Source organism: Microbacterium hatanonis (genome assembly GCF_008017415.1).
In the GTDB taxonomy this organism is placed as follows: Bacteria; Actinomycetota; Actinomycetes; order Actinomycetales; family Microbacteriaceae; genus Microbacterium; species Microbacterium hatanonis.
In genome coordinates this window covers 1033795-1049904 of the sequence record NZ_VRSV01000001.1, presented here as the reverse complement: position 1 = coordinate 1049904, position 16110 = coordinate 1033795, and the positions used below count along the sequence as shown (strand labels likewise).

The window sequence follows — 16110 nt, the reverse complement described above, 5'->3', positions numbered from 1 at the left end:
GCCTCCCATGCGCAAGCTCGTCTACTACGTCGCGACGACGATCGACGGTTTCATCGCCCCGCCCGGGGGCGGCGACCCCTCGGGCGAGCCGTACTTCGCGGTCACGCCCGACCTCGTGGCGTTCATCGTCGAGAACTACCCCGAGACGCTCCCGGCTCCCGCCCGAGCGGCGATGGGCATCGACGGGCCCGGTCGGGCCTTCGACACCGTCCTGGAGGGACGGGCGTCGTACGAGATCGGTCTGGCGGCCGGACTCACCGACGCCTACCCGCACCTCCGGCATCTGGTGTTCTCGACCTCCATGTCCGATTCGCCCGGTCCCGCCGTCGAAGTGGTGCGCGAGAACGCGTTGGATCGGGTGCGCGCGCTCAAGGCGCAAGACGGCCTGGACCTGTGGTTGGTGGGCGGGGGCACACTGGCGCACTCGCTGCTGCCCGAGATCGACCGCCTGGTGCTGAAGGTGAACCCGTGGGTCATCGGCGCGGGGATTCCGCTCTTCGCCGGCGCGTTCTCGCCGACCACGTTCCGTGCGGTCGGCGAGAAGGAGCTCGCGGGCGGCGTGCGCGTCGTGACCTACGACCGCGCCTGACCTACTGGACGGTGGCGGTCAGGCGGGCGACGTTGTCGAGCACCTGCACGGGCACGCGGCGCTGCAACCAGTCCTCGAGCAGCACCTCCTTCGAGCGCGACCGGTAGTCGTTCTCGATCTGGCGGAGGTCGTCGACGAACTCTCGGCCGTGCACGAGCAGCGACACCTCGAAGTTCAGGCTGAACGAGCGCATGTCCATGTTGCTCGACCCGATGACGGCGACCTGGTCGTCGATGGTGAAGTGCTTGGAGTGCAGCACGATCGGCTTCTCGTAGAGGAAGATCCGCACGCCGGCTCGCAGCAGCGCCTCGTAGTACGACCGCTGCGCGTGATAGACGAGGAACTGGTCGGCCACCTCGCACGCGAACAGCTGCACGTCAACACCACGCTCGGCCGCGGTCGTGATGGCGTAGAGCATCGAGTCGTCGGGGACGAAGTACGGGCTTGCGATGATGAGCCTCTTCTGCGCCGAGTAGACCAGAGCGTTGAAGAGCTTCAGGTTGTTCTCGCCGTCGAACCCCGGCCCGCTCGGCACGACCTGACACTCGAACGTGCCGGGGTCGGTGTGGTCCACGGTCAGTTCGTCGACGTCGGTGACGTCGGGCAGCTCGTCGGTCTCGCTGTACCAGTCGGTGATGAACAGGGCGTCGAGGCCGATGGCCGCCGGCCCTTCCAGACGCACCATGAGGTCGACCCACTGCAGACCGCGGCGGATGTTGCCCTTCTTGTTGTAGCTGCTGTCGATCATGTTCTGCGAACCGGTGAAGGCGATCTTGCCGTCCACCACGACGATCTTGCGGTGGTTGCGCAGATCGGGGCGGCGCCACATGCCCTTCGTCGGATGGAAGGGCAGCATCTCCTCGAACCGGATGCTGTTGTCCTTCAGCCAGCGGCGGGTGTTACGCCCCTCGGGGTTCGTGATCGTCGCCCAGTGGTCGAAGAGGACGCGCACCTGCACGCCCCGCTCCCTCGCGCGCTTCAGGGCGTCGAAGAAGCCGATCGTCGTCTTGTCGCGCGCAAGGATGTAGAACTCCACGTGCACGTACCGGCGCGCCGCGTCGACAGCATCCGTCATCGCCGCGATCGAGCCCTCGTAGTGCGGGAACAGTCGGGCGGCGTTGCCCTCAAGGAGGGGCATCGCACCCAGCGTGCGGTTCAACTGCGCGACGGATGCGAACCACGGCGGGCGCGGGTCGTCGGCGATCTCCTCGTCGATCCCCTGCGTGTGCTCGAGGATCAGGTCGTTGATCTCGCGCTGGCGTTTGCGCCGGTCGCGCGGGAGCTTCGAGCTGCCGAAGAGGCCGAACAGGAGGCTGCCCGGGATCGGGGCGATGAAGATCGCCATCAGCCAAGCCATGGCCGACGTGGGACGCCGATTGCGCGGCACGGCGATCACGGCGACGACGCGGATCACGATGTCGACGACCAGGACGACAGGTGACAGCGTCTTGACCAGAGCCGGGATCCGGGAGAGGAGGGCGCGCCAGTTCATCTGCTGATCCTTTCAGTCCGGAGGGACGCCGCGCACACGTTCACGCGATCCGCCGCTCCTCGGGCCGGATGACGCGCCACCACTGGTGACCGTACCCGCCGAGCTCGACGTCAAAGCCGCCCCCGTTCAGAGCGACCGGCGCCGGGTCGTCGCCGAGCAGGCTGACGACGCGCCAGCCTTCGTCGGCGCCCTCGACGTCGATGCGGAACGTGCGTCCGTCGGGCGCGAAGTTGTGCGCCGCGACGAGCATTCCGAGTTCGCTCGTGACGGAGTGCGCGAGCACGCACGAGTGCGGCTGGTCGAGGATCGACAGCTCGCCCCAGCCGATCTCGGGGGCCGCGCGATACGTGCGGATCAGCTCCTGCACGAACCGCAGGAACGACCCCGGGTCGTGCCGCTGCTGCGAGACGTTGATGTGCTGCGGAGCGAAGCCGCCCGCGACGACCTGAGCGACCAGGTCGTCGGCGTCGGCGTGCGAGAAGCCCGCTCCATCAGCGTCCGTCCACTGCATCGGCGTTCTCACCGCCGCGCGGCTGCCCGTGATGCGGGGGTCCTCTCCCATGCCGATCTCTTCGCCGTAGTAGAGCACGGGGGCTCCGGGCAGCGAGAAGATCAGGCTGTAGACCATGCGGATGCGCCGGGGATCGCCCTCGAGCATCGACGGCAGGCGGCGGGTGATGCCGCGGTCATGGATGCGCTGCCCCTTCTCGGGGGCGAACGCCTCGAACACCTCGTCGCGCTCGTCTTCACTCAGCTGATCGAGGGTGAGCTCGTCGTGATTGCGGACGAAGTTGCCCCACTGGTTGCCGAGCGCGATCGCGGGGCGGGACAGCAACGCATCGCGTAGGGGCGCCGCATCCTGTCTGGCCAGGGCCAGGTAGAGCCGCTGGTTCGCGACGAAGTCGAACTGCATCGTGAGCTCGTCGCCGTCTGAGTCGCCGAAGAAGGCGAGCTGCTCGTCGTAGGGCAGATTGACCTCGCCGAGCAGCATCGCCGTTCCGCGCCGCCGGGAGACGTAGCCGCGAAGGGTGCGGAGGAATTCGTGCTCGGGCCCGCCGTCACCGTCGATGAGGAACGGCACGGCGTCGACGCGGAACCCGTCGATGCCCAGCTCGAGCCAGAAGCCGAGCACTTTCGCGATCTCTTCGCGCACTTCGGGGTGATCGGTGGCGAGGTCGGGCTGGTGCCGGTAGAACGAGTGCTTGTAGTACTGCCCGGCCGTCTCGTCGAAGCGCCACACGCCGTCCTCGACGTCGGGGAACATGCTCGCGGGTGCATCGTCGGGCACGTCGTCGCGCCACTGGTAGAAGTGGCGGTAGCGGCTGTCAGGGCTCGTGCGCGCCTCTTGGAACCACGGATGCTGGTCGGACGTATGGTTCACGACGAGGTCGACGATCACCCGCATCCCGCGGTCGTGGGCGGTACGGAGCACCTCCACCATGTCGCCGAGGGTTCCGTATCGAGGATCGACCCCGTAGTAGTCCTCGATGTCGTAGCCGTTGTCGCGCTGCGGCGACGGGTAGAACGGCGCGAGCCACAGACACGTGACCCCGAGCTCGGCGAGATGGTCGAGCCGCTGCGCGAGGCCGCGCAGGTCGCCGACTCCATCGTCGTCGGTGTCGAGGTAGGTCTTGACGTCGAGGTTTTAGAAGACCGCGGTCTTCCACCACAGATCGCTGGTGTCGGTGAGTCTCATCGCGCGACCTCGTGACGGAGGACGGGTACGCGGAACGGGGTGGTCGTCATCGGAGCCCTTTCGGTGGGACGGTGGCGGCTGGTTCCTCCGTTCTACCGCGCCGACCTGGGCGGGTCGCAGGGGTGGCGGGTCTCGATGATGTATGCGATCACCGCCGCGCCGGGCGGTCGGTAGGAGCCCGGTGACGGACGACGGCTGCTCCCGCGATGCGCGGCACCGTGACGACGGCCACGCCGACGACAGCGCCGAGAGTGTTCCAGACCACGTCATCCAGGTCGGGGACCCTCCCGGGGATCGAGGCCTGCGCATACTCCACCGCCGCCGAGAGGCCGAAGCCCGCCACGATTGCGAGCGGCCACGCGCGGCGGTGCAGGAGGAGGGCGATGGTCGCGCCGAGGGGCACGAACATGAGCGCGTTGAGCACGCGCTCGGCGTCGCCGTAAGGGATGGCATCGAACAGCGGGGCGAGCGCAGCATCCATCAGTCGCATGAAGAGCCCGCGGGCGGGCGACACGAGCGATCTCGGGGCGAGTGTGAGCAGAGCGACCACGCCGACCGCGAGCGCGGCGGCGAGGAGGCGGATGCTGCGGGTGGTGGCAGCGGTCATCGAAGCGGCCCTTTCCGCCGACCTCGGGTGGGCCGACGGGACGAGTACACCCGCGGCGGTGTTGCGGCAGCGTATGCGCGCGGGTCGACGGGTTTCATGAGAGCGCTTTCATCTTTTCGTTTGGACCCCTCCCCCGACGCTTCACACGTGAGGTGCCGCGACTCGGGGTCACCGAGCACCGCGAGACCCCGCATTGCGGCAACTCACGCCTGCGGGAGTACGGTGCGAGCATGAGCCAACGAGCGATCACGCAGCACTGGACGCCGCGCGCGTTCATCTACCTCGCACTGTCGATCGTCGGCCTGGTGTGGACCTTCACGCTGAACGCCTGGACGGTCGTGGAGGGGCGGAACTACTTCGCCGACCTGTTCGGCGGCGGTCCGGCCGTGTCGTCGATCGGCGTGGACCTGCTCGTGGTCGCGATCGCCGGGGTGGTGCTGATCTTCGCCGAGGCCCGTCGGCTCCGCATGAAACGCGCGTGGCTGTACGTGGTGCTCTCGGCGGTGACGGCGTTCGCCTTCACCTTCCCCCTCTTCCTGGCGATGCGCGAGCGGAAGATCGCGGCCCGCGAAGCCGGCGAGGGCTGATCCGGCCGCATAGCTCAGCTGCGGTCGCGGCCGCCCTGCAGCAGCCGCGCGAGCGCCCGCGCATCGACGAACGGCGACATGTGGAACCAGTCGTCGTGCACCGAGAACTGCGCACCAGGGATGCGCCCGGCCATCTCACGCATCGCGTCGGGCGTCGAGACGGCGTCGTGTCCGGCGGCGACGATGCTCACCGGCATCCGCAACGACGGCGTCTCGGCAGAGCTGTCGTACACCGCGATTGCCGCGAGCGCGCGAGACCAGTCGATGAGGGATGCTGCGCGCAGCTCGCTCCGCGCGAGCTCGACGATGTGCGCGTCTCCGGCGAGCTCGTCCGCGGAGAACCAGCGCGCCAGACTCGCCTCGACCGTGGGGACGCCCGTGCCCGAGGCGACGGCATCCGCCACCGCCCCGAACGCGGGGAACGGCGTATCGCGGCTGCACAGGATCGTGAGCGAGCGCACCCGCTCGGGCACGGCCAGGGCGAACTCCAGCGCGACCTGTCCGCCGAACGAGTGGCCGACGACGTCGAGGTCGCCGTCGAAACGCGCGGCCAGGTCGTGCGCGAGGCGGCGCTGCGGGTCGTCCCCCTCGGGCACCGCCCGGCAGTCGGGCGTGAGCACGGCATCGTGCCCCAGGGCATGCGCGGTCTCGGCCCACACCTCCGGACCGAGCGGAGTCCCGTGCAGGAGCAGCCACCGCCGCCCCGTCTGATGCGCCGTTGCGTTCATGCCGCCACCGTAGCGGGGGCGTCGCCCAGGGTGTCCGTTTCCGTCGGATGTGCCCGGAAAAGCGAGCACTCTTGGCGGAAACGGGCACGCTCGACGCAGCGCCCGCCGCGGGCCAGGGGAACACCCCGCCAGGGGGCACGGTTGTCGAAGAGACGACCCCGATGAAGGAGAAGCGAATGACCAAGCGCTGGAACGACGTCCGCCCCTACTTCGAGCGCGACACGGTCGTGCACGTGGCAACGCTGCTCCCCGACGGTGCGCCGCACTCGGTGCCGGTGTGGATCGGCGTCGAGGGAGACCGGCTCACCATGTTCACGATGGCCGACTCCCGCAAGGATCGCGACCTGCAGACCGACCCGCGCCTCGCCGTGTCGGTCACCAACCCGACGAACCCGCTCGATTCGGCGTTCGTCCGCGGGCGCGTCGTCGAACGCGTGACCGGCGACGAGGCACTGCCGATCGTCGACCGGATATCGGAGAAGTACACCGGCGCCCCGTACGACATCCGCTCGGGATTGACCGCCTTCTACATCGAGCCCGAGGTCAGCTGGGCCCGCGACTACTCCGGGGAGTAGCGCTCAGACCTCGGCCGAGCCCGTCCGCTCGTCGGTGACCGCATCGCGGTCGGCGTAGGGGCCTGATCCCTCGGGGGCGGTGAAGACCTCGTCGGGATCCGGCTGTCCCCCTTCGTCGGGGGTGCCGTCGGGCGCGGGCGGCAGGTTCTCGAGCTCACCCCCGGCCAGGTGCTCGAGGTCGGCCTGCGTGACGTCACCGTCGGACGAAGGGCGGATGCTGCTGCTGTCGCTCATCGGGGATCCTTTCGACTGCATCCAGCATGACGAGCGCACGGCCGGACGCAGGAGGGTCGACAGCGGACGTCGTGTGTGCCAGCGGGTCAGACGAGCGCCCGCGTGCTGTCGCGCCAGCGCACGTCGGCGGCCACGAGGCGTTCGACCGCATCGGGAACCGCACCGCTCACGCGCTGCTCGAGCAGTGCGAAGAGCCTCTCCCCCAGCGCCGCGGGCTGCAGATCGACCGCCGAGATCGCGGGAACGAGCGACTGCGCCCGCGTGCTGTCGGTCGTGGCGAGCAGCTGCACGTCGTCGGGAATGCTGAGCCCTTCGGCGGCCACCGCATCGAGCACCGCGGTGAGGGCAGGCTCGACGGCGAGGTAGATCGTGTCCACGCCGTCGCGGCATGCGTCCGACACCACCCGTGCGGCCTGCGCCGCGTCGAAAGGCAGCGGCAGCACGGCGGTCGTCGTGGTCACGTCGGGGTGCGCTTCGCCCCACGCGTCGTAGGCCTGCGCCACATCCGTCATATAGTTCTGCCCGGTGTCGGCCGTCAGCAGCAGCGATCGCCGCATGCCCCTCTGGTACAGACCGTCGAGCGCGACCCGCGTGATCCCCAGCTTGTCGTTGTCGACGACCCACTCGTCGGAGGCGTCGCTGAGCACATCTCGACCAAGGGTCACGTAGGCCACCCCCCGTTCTTCGAGCAGGCGCAGCAGCGGGTCGTTCGGCCCCGGGTCGATCACCGCGACACCGTCGACCGGCAGCACGCCGATCGCGCCCGACACCGACGAACCCGACAGCATGACCGGGTACCGATCGCTCCCGAGTGCGACATCGCAGAACGCTCGCTCGCATCGCACGAGGAAGTCGAGATCGCCCACGCTCCACGACGTCGAGTCGGGCACGGTGGCGACGAGCCCCACGAGTCCGGTGCGAGCGCCCCGCATGTGCAGCGCACTGACGTTCGCCCGGTAGGCGAGCCGGGCGGATGCTTCGGCGACGCGAGCCCGCGTCGCCTCGCTGATGCGGCCGGCTCCGCGGAGCGCCTGCGAGACGGTGCTCATCGACAGCCCGGTGTCGAGCGCGATGTCGCGCAGCGTCGCCCGATCGCGCGATGCGCTGTCTTTCGCTGCAGAGGAGGCCACCCGGTGATCTTATGCGTCACGGTGCGCGCGGCGAGGGCGTGCAGTGATCACCGCCGAAATCTAGATGTAACGAAACACCAGCACCGGTGAAACGCGCATGGTGCAACCTTGCACCATGCAGCCCGTCTCATCATCCGCCGCCGACGTTGCGATCGTCGCCGTGCTCGGCCCCTCGAACATCGCGCGCGTCGCCGCCGCGGCCGGCATCGCTCCCGCACGCCTGATCGACGCCGCCGAACAGGTGGGAGACATGATCGCCCGCCGGGGGTGGGCGATGATCGTCGTCCCCGATCGCGGCGTGGCCGTCTCGGCCATGGACGGCTACCTCGCCGCGGGCGGCACCCGACTGATCGGCCTGACCCCCGCATCGGGGATCAGCGAGCCCGCCGCCATGCCCTCCATCGAGCTGCAGCGCGTGCGCTGCCACGAACTCCGCGATGAGCTCACCTGGTACGAGCAGCACCACCAGATCGGCGAGATGTCGGACGCCATGGTCACCATCGGTCTCAGCTGCGGCACGATCGCCGAGCTGGCATGGACCAAGTGGAACCCCTCTCCCCCTCCGGTCTCGTTCGTAGAGGGGACGGCGAGCGGGCTGCCGCCCGAGATCGCCGCTGAACTCCGGGTCGACGTCGTCCCGCTCGCCGGTGTCGGCGGATGGCTCGATGCGTCGGTCGCGATCCCCACCGGATCGGCGGTGTGACGTGGACCGCACCTACCTCGCCCGGATGGGCTCGCAGGAGATCGAGTTGCCCATCGTCGACCTGGGCCCGGGGAAGCAGGCCGCCCTGCTCATGACGATCGACCTGCCCGTGTCGGTGCTGGCGCAGGCCGGACGCGAGCTCGCCGACCTCGTCCGGGAACGCAAGCCCGACATCATCGTCACCGCGGCGACGCTCGGCATCCCGGTCGCGATCGCGGTCGCGCCCCACCTCGGCCTCGACGAGTACGTCGTCCTGCAGAAGAGCAGGAAGTGGCACCTCCGCGACAGCCCGTCGGTGGAGGTCACCTCGGTCACCACGATCGACGCGCAACGGCTCACCCTCGATGCCCGCCGACTCGCGTCGATCGACGGCGCGCGCGTCGCGTTCATCGACGATGTGATCTCGACCGGACGCTCCGCGGCCGCCGCCCTCGACCTGCTCACGCGTCACGGCGCGCAGATCGTGTCGGTCGCAGCCCTCATGACCGAAGGCGACGAATGGCGGAGCGCCCTGGGCGAGAGCGCCGACCTCGTGCAATCCCTCGGCCGCCTCCCCGCCGTCACCGAGGACTTCTGAACCCGCCCCACCCGCGCCTCCTCCCGCTCCACCCGACACCGGCATCCGCCGACCCGCACCCGGACCCGCCGTTCGAAAGGACGAACACCCATGACCGCTCGCCGCACCGCCGCCGGACTCCTCGGCGCCCTCACCCTGATCGCCACCACCGCCCTGGCGGGCTGCTCCACGCCCGCCGGCGACACCGGATCGTCCCCGTCGGCGGATGAGTCGCTGGGGTCGATCACCATGCAGCTGCCGTGGATTCTCAACTCGCAGTTCATCGGCGAGTACCTCGCGATCGACGAGGGCTACTTCACCGACGCCGGGCTCGAGGGAGTGAACCTGGTGCCCGGACCGTCGTCGTCCGTCAGCGAGGTGCTCAGCGGCACCGTGGATGTCGGCATGGTCGACGCGATGACGCTGGGCGCGACCGTCGCGAACGAGAACGCTCCGATCAAGATCATCGCCAGCGGCTACCAGAAGAACCCCTACAGCATCCTGTCGCTCGCCGACGGCGACCCGATCGAGGAACCGCAGGACCTGATCGGCAAGAAGATCGGCGTGCAGGACGTCAACGTCATCCTCTTCGACGCGCTGCTGGCGGCCAACGGCATCGACAAGACCCAGGTCGAGATCGTCCCCGTCAGCTACGACCCCTCCCCGCTCATCTTCGGAGAGATCGACGGGTACATGTCATTCCTCACGAACGAGTCGATCCTCGTGCGCGCCGAAGGACACGACGCCGTCGACATGCCCTTCGCCGACAACGGGCTCCCCTTCGTCGCGGACGCGATCATCGCGACCGACGAGATGATCGCGAACGAACCCGAGAAGCTGAAGGCGTTCCTCGAGGGAGAGATCCGCGGGTACGCAGAGGCGTTGCGCAACCCGCAGAAGGGCATCGACCTGATGATGTCGCAGAGCGGAACCGACCTCGGGCTCGACCCCGCCAACGAGCTGCTGTGCGCCGAGGCCGCGAACACGCAGCTCGTCGTCACCGACGAGACGGCCGAGAACGGGCTCTTCACCACCTCCGAGACCCTCCAGGCCGAGACCGTCACGACCCTTGCGACGGCGGGCATCACCGTCACCGCCGACCAGCTGTTCGACATGAGCCTCCTCGAGGCCGTGTACGCCGAGCACCCTGAACTGATCGACTACGCCGCGAGCTGATCGCATCGAGAGGTCGGATGCTGCGCTCCTCCCGGGCCGACCGGGCACGCAGCATCCGATCTCGCCGTTTCGCCGGGTCAGTCCTCGCGCTGGAGGAAGCTCACACCGGCCTCACGGAACGACCGGGCCCCGGGTCCGTTCACGTGATTGCGACCCTCGATCTCGAAGAACTCTCCGCGCGGTGCATATCCGGCGAGCTGCCGCGACTGCTCCAGGATCGGGTCCTCGCTGCCGGTGGCGAACAGCACGGGCTGAAGCGGTGGTGTGGCGGGATCCGGGTCGCCGCCGTCGACCGTCATACCCTCGGCGATCGCCACGAGCGCGCGCAGATCATTGCCGGCAACGCGCTGCGCGAGTCCGACGTACCGCTGCGTCGTCGCGTCCTCGACCGGGGTCCCTTCCTCGATGAACGCGCGCGCCTGGGCGACGTCGAGGCGGCGCAGGGGGCGCCCGTCGGGGATGCCGCCCAGCACCGCGCGGTCGACGTGATGGGGGTAGGTGACGGCGAGCTCCCACCCGACGCGGGCGCCCAGCGAATAGCCGACGTAGCGCACGGAGTCGAGCAGGTAGGTGTCGAGCACGGTGAGCAGGTCTGCCACCAGGGTCGTCATCAGGTACCCGGCGGCATCGTGCGGCTTCTCGCTCGCCCCGTGCCCGCGCTGGTCGACGGCGAGCACACGGAACCCCGCCGCCTGCAGGTCGCGGATCCAGCCGGTGTTCACCCAGTTGTCGCGTGCGCTCGAACCGAAGCCGTGCACGGCGAGCACCGTGGGCTCGTCGGCGTCGACCCCGCCCCAGAGGTACGTCGCGAGGCGCAGGCCGTCGCCGGTCATCACGAACTGCGGGTCGGGCATCTCGGTGAGGGCGCGAGGGGCGGAAGGCACCCACCGATTGTCGCGCACCCGTGGTGGTTCGCCACACAGCACCCCGACTCGAGATCGCAACGTCGAGCGCTGTTTCGTTACGCGCGGGAAACGCCGCGCCACGCCCGAGAAACAGTTCACTCATAACTTGTTCTCTAGCAGTGGACAAACGTTCACTGACCGATGAGGCCGTGAGCGCACCCGCGCGAAACGGTCGAACGACGCAGAAAGGGCGGCGATGAGCGGAGCGACATTTCATCTCGGCTGGTTCCAGGCGGGTTTCCGCGCGCCGGCATGGGGCCGCGAGTGGTCCGGCCGTTCCACCCGCGACTGGGCCAGCGGCGAATGGTTCGTCGACCTCGCCAAAGACCTCGAGCGCGGGTGCTTCGACTTCATGCTCATCGAGGACTCGAACTACATCCCCGATGACTACGGCGCTTCCCACGAGGCATCGTTGAAGCACGGTCACCGCGGCCCGAAGCACGATCCGCTCGCTCTCGCCGCGATCCTGAGCAAGTCGACGTCGCGCATCGGCATCGTGCCCACTGTCGCGACCACGGAGTCGACGCCGTTCCACCTCGCACGCACGATGAGCACGCTCGACCATTTCTCGAACGGCCGCATCGGATGGAACATCGTCACGGCCAGCAATGATCGCGCCGCCCAGAACTTCGGGAAGGACGGCCAACCACAGCACGACGACCGCTACGACATGGCCGACGACTTCGTCGCAGCGGTGAAGGCGCTCTGGGGCTCGTGGGACGAGGACGCGGTGGTGCTCGATGAGGAGACCGGCGTCTACATCGATGCGTCGAAGGTGCGCACCATCGATTACCGCGGCTCGCACTTCGCCACGCGCGGACCGCTCAATACCCTCCCCAGTCCCCAACGCGAGCCGGTGCTGTCGCAGGCGGGCAACTCCCCCCGCGGACAGCAGTTCGCCGCGGACCACGCGGAGATCGTGCTGGCCGGTGGAAGCGACCCGGTTTCGATGAAGCGGCTCCGCGACAACGTCCGCGCGAAGGCGGTCGAGGCCGGACGCGACCCCGACACCGTGAAGGTCTTCTTCCTGATCGACCCCGTGCTCGGCGAAACCGACGCCGAGGCACGCGAGAAGGCGAAGCGCATCCGCGACGACAACGCGAACGACCTCGAGTACGTCCTCAGCAACTGGTCGAGCACCACGACGACCGACCTGTCGGCGTTCGACCCCGACCTGCCCCTGCCGAAGGACCTCACGACGAACGGGCACCAGAGCCAGCTGGCCGGGATGGTGGCATCCGGCAAATCGCTGCGCGAACTCGTCCGTGATTCGTTCGCGGACGAGGACAACGGTTTCGTGGGACGACCCGAGACCGTCGCCGCGCGCATGCAGGACGCGGCAGAGCTGATCGGCACCGATGGGTTCCTGCTCTCCACCCGCATGCCGACCCGCCGGTACGTCAGCGAAGTCGTCGACGGCCTGATCCCCGCTCTGCAACGCCGCGGCGCTGTACGAACGGCGTACCGGCACGAACGGTTCCGCGACAACCTCCGAGACGATCTCTCGTGATCGGCCGACTGCTGACCGGACCCGTGACCGTGAACGATCCCGCTCCCGCGGAGACGGCGCCGACGCTCGACGTCGAGGCGCTCGAAGTGCACTACCGCACCGGCGACACGTGGTTCACGGCCGTCGAGGAGTTCTCTCTGCGCGCGGAGGCAGGGCAACGGATCGCCGTGGTGGGAGAGTCCGGCTCGGGGAAGACCACGGCATGCATGGCACTGGCCGGTCTCCTGCCGCCCGATGCCCGTGTCGACGCGGCGCGTGCGCACGTGGCCGGTACCGACGTCTCGGCACGCAAGCGAACGGCGATCCCGCACCGGGTCCCCGGGGTGAGCGTGGTGTTCCAGAACGCCATGAACGCGCTCGACCCCGTGTGGACCATCGAGAGCCAGCTGATCACCGTCATTCGAGGGACCACCGCAGCATCCGCCTCGTCGGCGAAGGCCACCGCGGCCGACTGGCTCGCCCGTGTCGGCCTGCACGACATCCCGCGGGTGCTGAAGGCGCGGCCCTACGAGCTGTCGGGGGGCATGCGCCAGCGCGTGATGATCGCGATCGCACTGTGCTCCGCCCCGCGTCTTCTCATCGCCGACGAGCCGACGAGCGCGCTCGACATGACGCTCTCGCGCGACCTGCTCGACCTCATCGTCGCCCTGACGGACGAGTTGGACACGACGCTGCTCATGATCAGCCACGACATCGGCCTGTGCCGCGCCTACACCGACTGGACCGTGGTCATGAACCGCGGGCGGATCGTCGAGCAGGGTGCCACCGACGCCGTCACCTCGAACCCGACCGATCCGTACACCCGGGCGCTGCTCGACTGCCAGCCCTCGCTGTCGCACATGGACTGGGACCGCCTCCCCACGATGGTGGGCCGCGCATGAGCGCCCTGCTGGAAGTGACCGACGTGACGAAGAGCTATCGCGGGCGCGATCGTTCCCTCATCTCCGCGCTCAACGGCGTGAGCCTGACGGTCGACACCGACCGGCGCATCGGGATCATCGGCGAGTCGGGATCGGGCAAGTCGACGCTCGTGAGGCTCCTCCTCGGTCTCGAGGCGCCGTCCACGGGGAGCGTGCGGTTCCGGGGCAGGGAGGTGTCCACGCTGCGCGGCAGCGAACTCGTCACCTTCCGACGCGAGGTTCAGCTCGTCAGCCAGGACACGTCGTCGTCGTTCGACCCCCTGCGGACGCTCCGTGACGCGGTGCGTCGTCCCGCCACCGAGCTGCTCGGGATGTCGAAGGCCGACGCGGATGCGGCGGTCGACGCCGTCCTCGAATCACTCGCCGTCGATCGATCACTGGCCGAGCGGCGGCCTGGTCAGGTCTCCGGAGGGCAGCGCCAGAGGTTCGCCATCGCCCGCGCCCTCATCGTGAAACCCAAGATCCTCGTGTGCGACGAGTCGGTGTCGGCACTCGACGTGTCGGTGCAGGGCGCGGTGCTGAACGAGATCAAGGGATACACCGAGCGGGCCGGAGCCGGCCTGGTCTTCGTCTCGCACGGGGTTCCCGCGACCGCCTTCGTCAGCGACGAACTGGCCGTCATGAACCGCGGCGACATGGTGGAGCTGGGCCCTACCGCACGCGTCGTGTGGACGCCCCAGCATCCGTACACGGCCCGGCTCATCGAGGCCTACCGCGCACTCTCCGCCGACGCATCGAAGGCCGCCTGATGCGCGGTCTCTGGCTTCGCAACGTCTGGTGGGTCCAGCGCGTCGCGCTGCTGCCCGTGCACCTCTTCCTGTTCGCGATCGCGGTGTTCTTCCTCGTGCGGCTCATCCCCGGCGACCCCGTGATGATCGTCGCCGGCGGAGACGACATCTCGGCCGAGCAGTACGCGCAGATCCAGGACACCCTGGGTCTCGGAGGAACCCTGTGGGAGCAGCTGCTGACCTTCCTCGGGCGCCTCGTCACACTGAACCTCGGCCGATCGCCGATCGACGGCCTCGACGTCCAGGAGCAGATCGCCTGGCGGCTCCCGGCAACGGTCGAGATCGCGGTGATCGCCATGGTGCTGTCGGTGCTCTCCACGTTCGCACTCACGATCTTCGCCATGATGAAGCCGAGGAACTGGCTCGCGCGATGGGTCACCTTCTACGCGCGGTCTGCGGGGGCGATCCCCGACTTCGTCCTCGGCGTCGCCGGCATCCTGATCTTCTACACCGTGCTGCAGTGGGCGCCGGCCCCGATCGGGCGTTACGACGCCGGCTTGCGACCCGCGCCGCGCGCGACAGGGTTCCCGCTGCTCGATGCGGCGCTCTCGTCAGACGGCATCCTGCTCGCGTCGATGGCCGCCCATCTGTGGCTGCCCGTCCTCGTGCTCGTAGTCGGCAGCGCGCCCACGATCATGAAGGTGCTGCAGCGGGCCATCGAACGGGCCGTCGCCGACGAGGCGACGCAGTTCCGCATCGCATCGGGCGCTCCCCGGCGCGCCGTGATCGCCTCCATCATGCGCCGATCGATGCCGGCGATGGTCACCATGTGCGGGCAGCTGTTCGGGTTCCTCCTCGGTGGCGCGGTGATCATCGAGCAGTTGTTCTCGATCCCCGGCATGGGCCAATACGCCATCCAGGCGGTGGGCCGCACCGACTTCCTGGCCCTGCAGGCGTTCCTCCTGACCGTCGCCGCCGCGGTGCTCGTCGTCTTCCTCCTCGTCGACCTGACGAACATGGTGCTCGATCCCCGCCGTCGACCCGGCGTGCTCGCGAAGGGAGCATGAGATGGTTTCCCTCCTCGGAAGACCGACGAACAACGACCTGCGAGGACGCACCCGCAGCTTCCCGCGGCGGCGCCTGGCCCTGCTCTCCCTGCTCGCGCCGCCCGCGGTACTCGTCGCCGTCGCCATCGTGGGCCCGCTGCTCGTTCCCTACAGCCCCATCGATGTCGTCGCCCGACCCGACCAGCCCCCCTCGACCGAGCACTGGTTCGGCACCGACGTCTACGGTCTCGACGTGTTCTCGCGCGTCATCGCCGCGACGCGAAACGACCTCACGGTCGGTCTCGTCGCGGCCCTCCTCGCGACCGCGCTCGGCATCGCCGTCGGGCTGTTCACCGGAACGAACGAATCGAGACGCGGATTCGCGGGCGGTCTGGCACGCGGAGTGACGCGCGGCCTCGATCTTTTCGATGCCCTGCCGCAGATCGTCGTCGGCCTGGTGCTGCTCGCGTTCTTCGGACGCGACCTGCTCACCCTCGCGGTCGTCTGCGGGCTGCTGATGATCCCCACTCAGGCACGCGTCGTGCGCACCGAGGTCCTGCGCGTCCGCACCGAGGCGTATCTGGAGTCCGCACGTCTGGCGGGCGAATCGACGTTCGGCGTGCTCTGGCGCCACGTGCTCCCCAATTCGGTGTGGCCGGCGCTCGAGAACGCGTCGTACATCTTCGGCATCGCCGTCACTGTCGCCGCGGGCCTCGGGTTCCTCGGCGTCGGCCTGCCGCCGCCCACACCTGAATGGGGATCGATGATCGCCGACGGCGCGACCGCGGCGGCGGCCGGGCGCTGGTGGTCGTCGTTCTTCCCGTGCCTCGCGCTCGCGGTCACGGTCGTGATCATGAGCAATCTTTCGCACCGCTACCTCTCCGCCAGGAACTGAACACCGCCTCCCCGACGCTCCACCCCTCACCCG

19 protein-coding genes are annotated in these 16110 nt (G+C 68.9%); 12 read left to right on the top strand and 7 right to left on the bottom strand.

What is annotated here, in order from left to right; genetic code table 11:
* Nucleotides 1–7 precede the first annotated feature (7 nt).
* Nucleotides 8–589: a dihydrofolate reductase family protein gene (locus tag FVP77_RS05020; RefSeq protein WP_147893524.1), complete on the top strand. Its 582-nt coding sequence runs from the start codon at nt 8–10 to the stop codon at nt 587–589.
* A gap of 1 nt (nt 590) precedes the next feature.
* Here the strand turns inward: FVP77_RS05020 and cls are convergent, their stop codons facing one another.
* Both cls and FVP77_RS05010 read right to left on the bottom strand, forming a co-directional pair.
* Nucleotides 591–2081 carry a cardiolipin synthase gene (gene cls / locus FVP77_RS05015; protein WP_147893523.1) on the bottom strand — a complete coding sequence of 497 codons (1491 nt, stop codon included), beginning with the start codon at nt 2079–2081 and terminating at the stop codon, nt 591–593.
* A 40-nt stretch (nt 2082–2121) separates the two neighbouring features.
* Nucleotides 2122–3675, bottom strand: coding sequence for an alpha-amylase family protein (locus FVP77_RS05010; protein ID WP_344040489.1), 1554 nt, complete (start codon nt 3673–3675; stop codon nt 2122–2124).
* Between FVP77_RS05010 and FVP77_RS17205 the strand changes: the two genes are divergently transcribed.
* Nucleotides 3646–3792: a hypothetical protein gene (locus tag FVP77_RS17205; protein ID WP_342779732.1), complete on the top strand. Its 147-nt coding sequence runs from the start codon at nt 3646–3648 to the stop codon at nt 3790–3792. The genes FVP77_RS05010 and FVP77_RS17205 overlap by 30 nt on opposite strands.
* A 133-nt stretch (nt 3793–3925) precedes the next feature.
* Here FVP77_RS17205 and FVP77_RS05005 read toward each other — a convergent pair whose 3' ends face one another.
* Nucleotides 3926–4384: a VanZ family protein gene (locus tag FVP77_RS05005; protein ID WP_147893522.1), complete on the bottom strand. Its 459-nt coding sequence runs from the start codon at nt 4382–4384 to the stop codon at nt 3926–3928.
* 230 nt (nt 4385–4614) lie between these two features.
* On the opposite strand from FVP77_RS05005, the gene FVP77_RS05000 reads away from it, so the two are divergent.
* Entirely contained in the window at nt 4615–4971 is a 357-nt protein-coding gene (locus tag FVP77_RS05000; RefSeq protein ID WP_187266821.1) for a DUF2834 domain-containing protein, read from the top strand.
* A gap of 14 nt (nt 4972–4985) precedes the next feature.
* Here FVP77_RS05000 and FVP77_RS04995 read toward each other — a convergent pair whose 3' ends face one another.
* The gene (locus FVP77_RS04995; RefSeq protein WP_147893521.1) at nt 4986–5699 is read right to left on the bottom strand and encodes an alpha/beta fold hydrolase; all 714 of its coding nucleotides are present in this window, start codon (nt 5697–5699) and stop codon (nt 4986–4988) included.
* A gap of 176 nt (nt 5700–5875) precedes the next feature.
* Between FVP77_RS04995 and FVP77_RS04990 the strand changes: the two genes are divergently transcribed.
* Nucleotides 5876–6274 (top strand): pyridoxamine 5'-phosphate oxidase family protein, encoded by a 399-nt coding sequence (locus FVP77_RS04990; protein ID WP_147893520.1) that lies wholly within the window; start codon nt 5876–5878, stop codon nt 6272–6274.
* Between the two features lie 3 nt (nt 6275–6277).
* Here the strand turns inward: FVP77_RS04990 and FVP77_RS04985 are convergent, their stop codons facing one another.
* Together FVP77_RS04985 and FVP77_RS04980 are read right to left on the bottom strand one after the other, a co-directional pair.
* On the bottom strand, nt 6278–6508 hold the full coding sequence (locus FVP77_RS04985; RefSeq protein WP_147893519.1) for a hypothetical protein: 231 nt from the start codon (nt 6506–6508) through the stop codon (nt 6278–6280).
* Between the two features lie 86 nt (nt 6509–6594).
* On the bottom strand, nt 6595–7638 hold the full coding sequence (locus tag FVP77_RS04980; RefSeq protein WP_147893518.1) for a LacI family DNA-binding transcriptional regulator: 1044 nt from the start codon (nt 7636–7638) through the stop codon (nt 6595–6597).
* Between the two features lie 115 nt (nt 7639–7753).
* Here FVP77_RS04980 and FVP77_RS04975 point away from each other — a divergent pair, with 115 nt between their 5' ends.
* The 3 genes from FVP77_RS04975 (at nt 7754) to FVP77_RS04965 (ending at nt 10073) form a co-directional block, all read left to right on the top strand.
* Complete coding sequence (locus FVP77_RS04975) at nt 7754–8341, top strand: SLOG cluster 4 domain-containing protein (protein ID WP_147893517.1); 588 nt, start codon at nt 7754–7756, stop codon at nt 8339–8341.
* A gap of 1 nt (nt 8342) precedes the next feature.
* Nucleotides 8343–8918 (top strand): phosphoribosyltransferase family protein, encoded by a 576-nt coding sequence (locus tag FVP77_RS04970; protein ID WP_222707693.1) that lies wholly within the window; start codon nt 8343–8345, stop codon nt 8916–8918.
* Nucleotides 8919–9008: 90 nt separating this feature from the next.
* Nucleotides 9009–10073, top strand: coding sequence for an ABC transporter substrate-binding protein (locus tag FVP77_RS04965; protein ID WP_147893515.1), 1065 nt, complete (start codon nt 9009–9011; stop codon nt 10071–10073).
* Between the two features lie 77 nt (nt 10074–10150).
* Here FVP77_RS04965 and FVP77_RS04960 read toward each other — a convergent pair whose 3' ends face one another.
* A complete protein-coding gene (locus FVP77_RS04960; RefSeq protein ID WP_147894440.1) occupies nt 10151–10927 on the bottom strand; it encodes an alpha/beta fold hydrolase in 777 nt (258 codons plus the stop codon).
* A 247-nt stretch (nt 10928–11174) separates the two neighbouring features.
* On the opposite strand from FVP77_RS04960, the gene FVP77_RS04955 reads away from it, so the two are divergent.
* Genes FVP77_RS04955 through FVP77_RS04935 form a run of 5 tightly spaced genes read left to right on the top strand, consistent with a single transcriptional unit; the run spans nt 11175 to nt 16077 of the window.
* Entirely contained in the window at nt 11175–12488 is a 1314-nt protein-coding gene (locus FVP77_RS04955) for an NtaA/DmoA family FMN-dependent monooxygenase (RefSeq protein WP_147893514.1), read from the top strand.
* Nucleotides 12485–13369, top strand: coding sequence for an ATP-binding cassette domain-containing protein (locus tag FVP77_RS04950; protein WP_147893513.1), 885 nt, complete (start codon nt 12485–12487; stop codon nt 13367–13369). The genes FVP77_RS04955 and FVP77_RS04950 overlap by 4 nt, the downstream gene beginning before the upstream one ends.
* Complete coding sequence (locus FVP77_RS04945) at nt 13366–14157, top strand: ABC transporter ATP-binding protein (protein WP_147893512.1); 792 nt, start codon at nt 13366–13368, stop codon at nt 14155–14157. The genes FVP77_RS04950 and FVP77_RS04945 overlap by 4 nt, the downstream gene beginning before the upstream one ends.
* A complete protein-coding gene (locus FVP77_RS04940) occupies nt 14157–15203 on the top strand; it encodes an ABC transporter permease (RefSeq protein WP_147893511.1) in 1047 nt (348 codons plus the stop codon). Before FVP77_RS04945 ends, FVP77_RS04940 begins: the two co-directional genes overlap by 1 nt.
* A 1-nt stretch (nt 15204) precedes the next feature.
* On the top strand, nt 15205–16077 hold the full coding sequence (locus tag FVP77_RS04935) for an ABC transporter permease (RefSeq protein WP_147893510.1): 873 nt from the start codon (nt 15205–15207) through the stop codon (nt 16075–16077).
* The last annotated feature ends 33 nt before the right edge of the window (nt 16078–16110 follow it).

What these genes read in the sequence shown, in the direction of transcription:
- FVP77_RS05020 (WP_147893524.1), top strand. Translation starts at nt 8, where the DNA reads ATGCGCAAGCTCGTCTACTACGTCGCGACGACGATCGACGGTTTCATC.
- cls (WP_147893523.1), bottom strand. Translation starts at nt 2,081, where the DNA reads ATGAACTGGCGCGCCCTCCTCTCCCGGATCCCGGCTCTGGTCAAGACG.
- FVP77_RS17205 (WP_342779732.1), top strand. Translation starts at nt 3,646, where the DNA reads ATGGTCGAGCCGCTGCGCGAGGCCGCGCAGGTCGCCGACTCCATCGTC.
- FVP77_RS05005 (WP_147893522.1), bottom strand. Translation starts at nt 4,384, where the DNA reads ATGACCGCTGCCACCACCCGCAGCATCCGCCTCCTCGCCGCCGCGCTC.
- FVP77_RS05000 (WP_187266821.1), top strand. Translation starts at nt 4,615, where the DNA reads ATGAGCCAACGAGCGATCACGCAGCACTGGACGCCGCGCGCGTTCATC.
- FVP77_RS04995 (WP_147893521.1), bottom strand. Translation starts at nt 5,699, where the DNA reads ATGAACGCAACGGCGCATCAGACGGGGCGGCGGTGGCTGCTCCTGCAC.
- FVP77_RS04990 (WP_147893520.1), top strand. Translation starts at nt 5,876, where the DNA reads ATGACCAAGCGCTGGAACGACGTCCGCCCCTACTTCGAGCGCGACACG.
- FVP77_RS04985 (WP_147893519.1), bottom strand. Translation starts at nt 6,508, where the DNA reads ATGAGCGACAGCAGCAGCATCCGCCCTTCGTCCGACGGTGACGTCACG.
- FVP77_RS04975 (WP_147893517.1), top strand. Translation starts at nt 7,754, where the DNA reads ATGCAGCCCGTCTCATCATCCGCCGCCGACGTTGCGATCGTCGCCGTG.
- FVP77_RS04965 (WP_147893515.1), top strand. Translation starts at nt 9,009, where the DNA reads ATGACCGCTCGCCGCACCGCCGCCGGACTCCTCGGCGCCCTCACCCTG.
- FVP77_RS04960 (WP_147894440.1), bottom strand. Translation starts at nt 10,927, where the DNA reads ATGCCCGACCCGCAGTTCGTGATGACCGGCGACGGCCTGCGCCTCGCG.
- FVP77_RS04955 (WP_147893514.1), top strand. Translation starts at nt 11,175, where the DNA reads ATGAGCGGAGCGACATTTCATCTCGGCTGGTTCCAGGCGGGTTTCCGC.
- FVP77_RS04945 (WP_147893512.1), top strand. Translation starts at nt 13,366, where the DNA reads ATGAGCGCCCTGCTGGAAGTGACCGACGTGACGAAGAGCTATCGCGGG.
- FVP77_RS04940 (WP_147893511.1), top strand. Translation starts at nt 14,157, where the DNA reads ATGCGCGGTCTCTGGCTTCGCAACGTCTGGTGGGTCCAGCGCGTCGCG.
- FVP77_RS04935 (WP_147893510.1), top strand. Translation starts at nt 15,205, where the DNA reads ATGGTTTCCCTCCTCGGAAGACCGACGAACAACGACCTGCGAGGACGC.